Source organism: Xenorhabdus innexi, from assembly GCF_002632485.1.
Taxonomy (GTDB): Bacteria; Pseudomonadota; Gammaproteobacteria; order Enterobacterales; family Enterobacteriaceae; genus Xenorhabdus; species Xenorhabdus innexi.
In genome coordinates, this window is record NZ_NIBU01000242.1 from 1 (window position 1) to 600 (window position 600).

The following is a 600-nucleotide window of genomic DNA, read 5'->3' on the forward strand; positions in this document are numbered from 1 at the left end:
AAACTGGCAATGGGTAGAAACAGTGACGCTGAATCCTGAACGAGAACAACAGGCCGCTTAAATTCATTAATGGTGCCAACTATGTTGACAATTACCGAACCAGATAAAACAATTCGTTAAAGTAGCCCCGCCATTAGCAAAATCTAGTGGTCAAGGATTAGCACCCTTGTAAAGTGTCGTCCACTGGTAGGAAATTTCTACCAGTGTGTCTGCTATCGCCCTTTCTATGGCGGTTCAGGCAGGGGAGGCTTCGGCCTCGCCGGATGATGACACCCGGTAGTGCTAACCCTGTCTTGAATCGCCACCATCAATGTTAATTAATGGAAGGGGTAGCAGGAATGAATAACGTTAGAAATGATTGGCACCAAGCCGATATTATTGCTGCATTACGTAAGCGTGGTACAACCTTAGCGGCTGTTTCTCGTGAAGCGGGGCTTAGTTCATCTACATTGGCAAATACTCTTAGTAGACCGTGGCCTAAAGGTGAATGGATTATTGCTAACTCATAGATAGGATCTTAAGCAATAACCGTTTATTTTTAGATAGAAAAAAGGCTTCATTTATGATCTGATAATCGTCGCTAAACTAATATCAAAACCA

The 600-nt window shown here is 43.2% G+C and carries 1 pseudogene; it reads left to right on the forward strand.

From position 1 onward, the window contains the following. Positions 1-338 precede the first annotated feature (338 nt). Positions 339-503: pseudogene (locus Xinn_RS21370) on the forward strand (helix-turn-helix domain-containing protein); the annotation flags it as partial. Between the last annotated feature and the right edge of the window lie 97 nt (positions 504-600).